The organism is Micromonospora sp. M51 (assembly GCF_018070305.1).
In the GTDB taxonomy this organism is placed as follows: domain Bacteria; phylum Actinomycetota; class Actinomycetes; order Mycobacteriales; family Micromonosporaceae; genus Micromonospora; species Micromonospora parva.
The window spans coordinates 1-3,811 of the sequence record NZ_JAGPXZ010000612.1 but is presented as its reverse complement, the minus strand read 5'-3'; the positions used below and the strand labels follow the sequence as shown (position 1 = coordinate 3,811).

The 3,811-nt window shown below is 71.7% G+C and carries 3 protein-coding genes and 1 pseudogene; 1 reads left to right on the top strand and 3 read right to left on the bottom strand.

Annotated features, from left to right (window positions below):
• The 3 genes and pseudogenes from KBX53_RS25545 to KBX53_RS25535 all read right to left on the bottom strand — a co-directional run.
• Positions 1 to 435, bottom strand: a pseudogene (locus KBX53_RS25545) (glycosyltransferase); the annotation flags it as partial.
• Positions 436 to 445: 10 nt separating this feature from the next.
• Complete coding sequence (gene paaK / locus KBX53_RS25540) at positions 446 to 1,768, bottom strand: phenylacetate--CoA ligase PaaK (protein ID WP_210862057.1); 1,323 nt, start codon at positions 1,766 to 1,768, stop codon at positions 446 to 448.
• Between the two features lie 75 nt (positions 1,769 to 1,843).
• Positions 1,844 to 2,293 carry a MarR family winged helix-turn-helix transcriptional regulator gene (locus KBX53_RS25535; protein ID WP_030327558.1) on the bottom strand — a complete coding sequence of 150 codons (450 nt, stop codon included), beginning with the start codon at positions 2,291 to 2,293 and terminating at the stop codon, positions 1,844 to 1,846.
• A gap of 135 nt (positions 2,294 to 2,428) precedes the next feature.
• Between KBX53_RS25535 and KBX53_RS25530 the strand changes: the two genes are divergently transcribed.
• Positions 2,429 to 3,649 carry an MFS transporter gene (locus tag KBX53_RS25530; protein WP_245233475.1) on the top strand — a complete coding sequence of 407 codons (1,221 nt, stop codon included), beginning with the start codon at positions 2,429 to 2,431 and terminating at the stop codon, positions 3,647 to 3,649.
• Positions 3,650 to 3,811: the final 162 nt, after the last annotated feature.

The following is a 3,811-nucleotide window of genomic DNA, read 5'->3' as shown; positions in this document are numbered from 1 at the left end:
ATCCCGGCCGTCGAAGAGGGCGTTCTCCTGGCGTACGGCCGGCACGTCGAGGCGCGCGGCGGCGACCGCACCGGCGACCGCGAACGGCTCGTACACCACCAGATGCGGCCGCCAGTCGGTGGCCAGCGCGACCACCGGGTCGGTGAGCTGGTCGTTGAGCGCGCCGAACAGCAGGCCGGCGCCCCGGGTGCCGGCGGTGCCGGCCAGCTCCGCGCGGGCGATCAGCGGATGGCGAGGGAAGACCCGCAGCGCGATCCGCCCGAAGTCGAAGCCCGGCGCGATGTCGTGCACCGACAGACCGGCCTCGGCGGCGGCCAGGCCCCCACCGCCGGTGGCCACCAGCACGTCGTGGCCGGCGTCGCGCAGCGCGACCGCGAGCGGCACCAGTGGGAAGACGTGCCCGACGAGCGGGGCGGAGACCACCAGCACACGCATGCGCGGGATCCTATGTCGGGTTCGACGTCGAGGTGGGCCGCTGGTCGACGATGCGGCGCATCTTGCCCATCGACCGTTCCACAGTGTCCGGGGCAAGGACGTCGACCGCCACGCTCACGCCGATGGTGTTCTTCACCAGCTGCACCAGCGTGCCGCCGGCCCGCTCGGCGGCATCCACGGCGACGCCGGCGCGCCGCTCCACCCGCACCGTGAGGGTGTCCAGCCGGCCGTGCCGGTCAAGGACGCACTGGAAGTGCGGCGACAACTGCGGGATCCGCAGGATCAGCTCCTCGATCTGGGTGGGGAAGATGTTCACCCCGCGCAGGATCATCATGTCGTCGGTCCGGCCGGTGATCTTCTCGATCCGGCGCATCGGCCGGGCGGTGCCGGGCAGCAGCCGGGTCAGGTCGCGGGTGCGGTAGCGCACGACCGGCATCGCCTCCTTGCTCAGCGAGGTCAACACCAGCTCACCGCGCTCGCCGTCGGGCAGCACGGCCCCGGTGACCGGGTCGATGATCTCCGGGTAGAAGTGGTCCTCCCAGAGGTGCAGCCCGTCCTTGGTCTCGACGCACTCGGTCGCCACACCGGGACCCATCACCTCGGAGAGCCCGTAGATGTCGACGGCGTGGATGTCCAGCTGCTGCTCGATCTCCCGGCGCATGTCCTCGGTCCACGGCTCGGCCCCGAAGATGCCCACCCGCAGCGAGGTGGACCGCGGGTCGATGCCCTGGCGGCGCATCTCGTCCACGATGGCCAGCAGGTAGCTGGGCGTGACCATGATGACCTCGGGTTCGAAGTCGCGGATCAGCATGACCTGACGCTCGGTCATGCCACCGGAGACCGGGATGACGGTGCAGCCCAACTCTTCAGCCCCGTAGTGCGCGCCCAGACCGCCGGTGAAGAGCCCGTAGCCGTACGCGACGTGCACCCGGTCACCCGGCCGGCCGCCGGAGGCGCGGATCGAGCGGGCCATCAGGCGCGCCCAGGTGCGCAGGTCGTCGCGGGTGTAGCCGACCACCGTCGGGCGGCCGGTGGTGCCGGAGGAGGCGTGCAGGCGGGCGACCCGCTCCCGGGGTACGGCGAACATGCCGAACGGGTAGTTCTCCCGCAGCTCGGCCTTGCCGGTGAACGGGAAGCGGGCCAGGTCGTCGAGATCCCGGCAGTCGTCGGGGTGCACCCCGACCGCGTCGAACGCCCGCCGGTAGTGCGGCACGTTGTCGTACGCGTGCCGCAGCGACCAGCGCAGTCGGTCGCGTTGCAGGGCGCGCAGCTCGTCGATGCCGGCGCGCTCGATCGGCTCCAGCTCCTCCGGACGAGGGGTGCGGTCCTGCATCGGCTGCCTCCTTGGCGCGGTCCCGGTGGGGCTGCGGGTACCGTACGCCCGCCGTCGCGCCGGCCGGCGGGGCGGTCAGCGGGCGGCGGGCAGCCGGTGCAGGGCGTCGACCAGTGGTGCCAGCTCGGGGGTGGCCTCCGCCTGGGCGAGCGCCTCGGTGAGCACCCGGTCGTGGGTCGGTCGGGTCTGGGCGAGCAGCTCGGAGCCGGCCGGGGTCAGCTCGGTGTAGATGCCGCGCCGGTCGTCGGCGCAGAGGATCCGGGTGAGCAGCCCCCGCTGTTCGAGGCGGGTGACCAGCCGGGTGGTGGCGCTGCCGGAGAGCGCGGCGGCGCGGGCGAGCTGGCTCATCCGCATGTGCCAGCCGTCCTGGCGGGACAGCGCGTCGAGCACTGTGTATTCGACGACGGAGAGGTCGTGGCCGGCCTGTAGGGCGCGTTCCAGGGACGTCTCGATCAGCCCGTGCAGGGCGGCGAGGGTGCGCCAACCCTGGGCGCGGATCTCGACCGCGTCGTCCGCGATGCCCATGGCTGCCTCCTCGGTGTGATCTGAACGGATGCCAGGCTACCACGCTTGCGCCGATATAAAGCGCGTGCAAGTATCTCGTTGCTGGCGCGTGTAGTTGCACACGCCTCACATCTGCCCCCTCTCGACGGGAAGACCATGTCCGTACGCCACAAGTCCCTGCCGCCCGGCCTGATCGCGCTGGCCATCGGCGCCTTCGGCATCGGGCTCACCGAGTTCGTCATCATGGGGCTGTTGCCCGAGGTGGCCGCCGACTTCGCGGTCACCGAACCGGTGGCCGGCTGGTTGATCTCCGGCTACGCGCTCAGCGTGGCCGTCGGCGGGGTCGCCCTCACCGCGGCGGTCACCCGACTGCCGCGCAAACCGGTCCTGCTCGGCCTGATGGTGCTCTTCATCATCGGCAACCTGCTCTCCGCGATCGCCGGCGACTACGCCGTGATGATGGCCGGCCGGATCGTCGCCGCGCTCTGCCACGGCGCGTTCTTCGGCATCGGCGCGGTGGTCGCCGCCGGCCTGGTCGCACCCGCGCGCCGGGCGGGTGCCATCGCCATGATGTTCGCCGGCCTGACCATCGCCAACGTGCTCGGCGTGCCCTTCGGCACCTTCCTCGGGCAGCACTTCGGCTGGCGGTCGACGTTCTGGGCGATCACCGCCATCGGCGTGGTCGCCCTGGTCGGGCTGGCAGCGCTCATCCCGGCGGGCGACACCGCCGACGCCGACCGGCCGGCCGGCGGGCTGCGCGGCGAGTTGCGCGCCTTCACCCACGCCCAGGTCTGGCTCTCCCTGGTGATCACCGTCCTGGGTTTCGGTGGGATGTTCGGCGCGTTCACCTACATCGCCTACACGCTCACCGAGGTCAGCGGCTTCGCCTCCAGCACGGTGCCGTGGCTGCTGGTGCTCTTCGGAGCCGGGCTCTTCGCGGGCAACCTGCTCGGCGGCCGGGCGGCGGACCGGTCCCTGTCGCGCACCCTGGTCACCGTCCTGGCGGTGCTCACCGTGGTGCTCGTCGGCTTCGCGCTGACCGCCACCAACCCGGTGCTGACCATCGTCGCGCTGGTGCTGATGGGCGGGTTCGGCTTCGCCACCGTGCCGCCGCTGCAAATGCGGATCATGCGGTACGCCCAGCAGGCACCAACTCTGGCCTCCGGGGCGAACATCGCCGCGTTCAACCTCGGCAACGCGCTGGGCGCCTGGATCGGCGGTGTGACCATCGCCGCCGGGCTCGGCTACACCTCGCCGATCTGGGCCGGTGCCGCGCTCACTCTGGCCGGCCTGGGCGTCCTGCTCGGAGCGCTGCGGTTGGCCCGTCGCGACGAGCCGACCCGGGCCGACGAGAGCCTGGTGGACGCCGCGGTCTGACGGCGCGGGACGAGGACGCCGGGCCGGGCGGAAGCGCCGGGCCCGGCGCCGCTCTGATCATCGCCTCGCCATCTTCTCGCAGTTGCAAAAGATGTGCAACAAGGTCTGGACAACGCACTCGTGGCGTAATTAGCCTGATCGCTATGACTCCTTACATCGAGG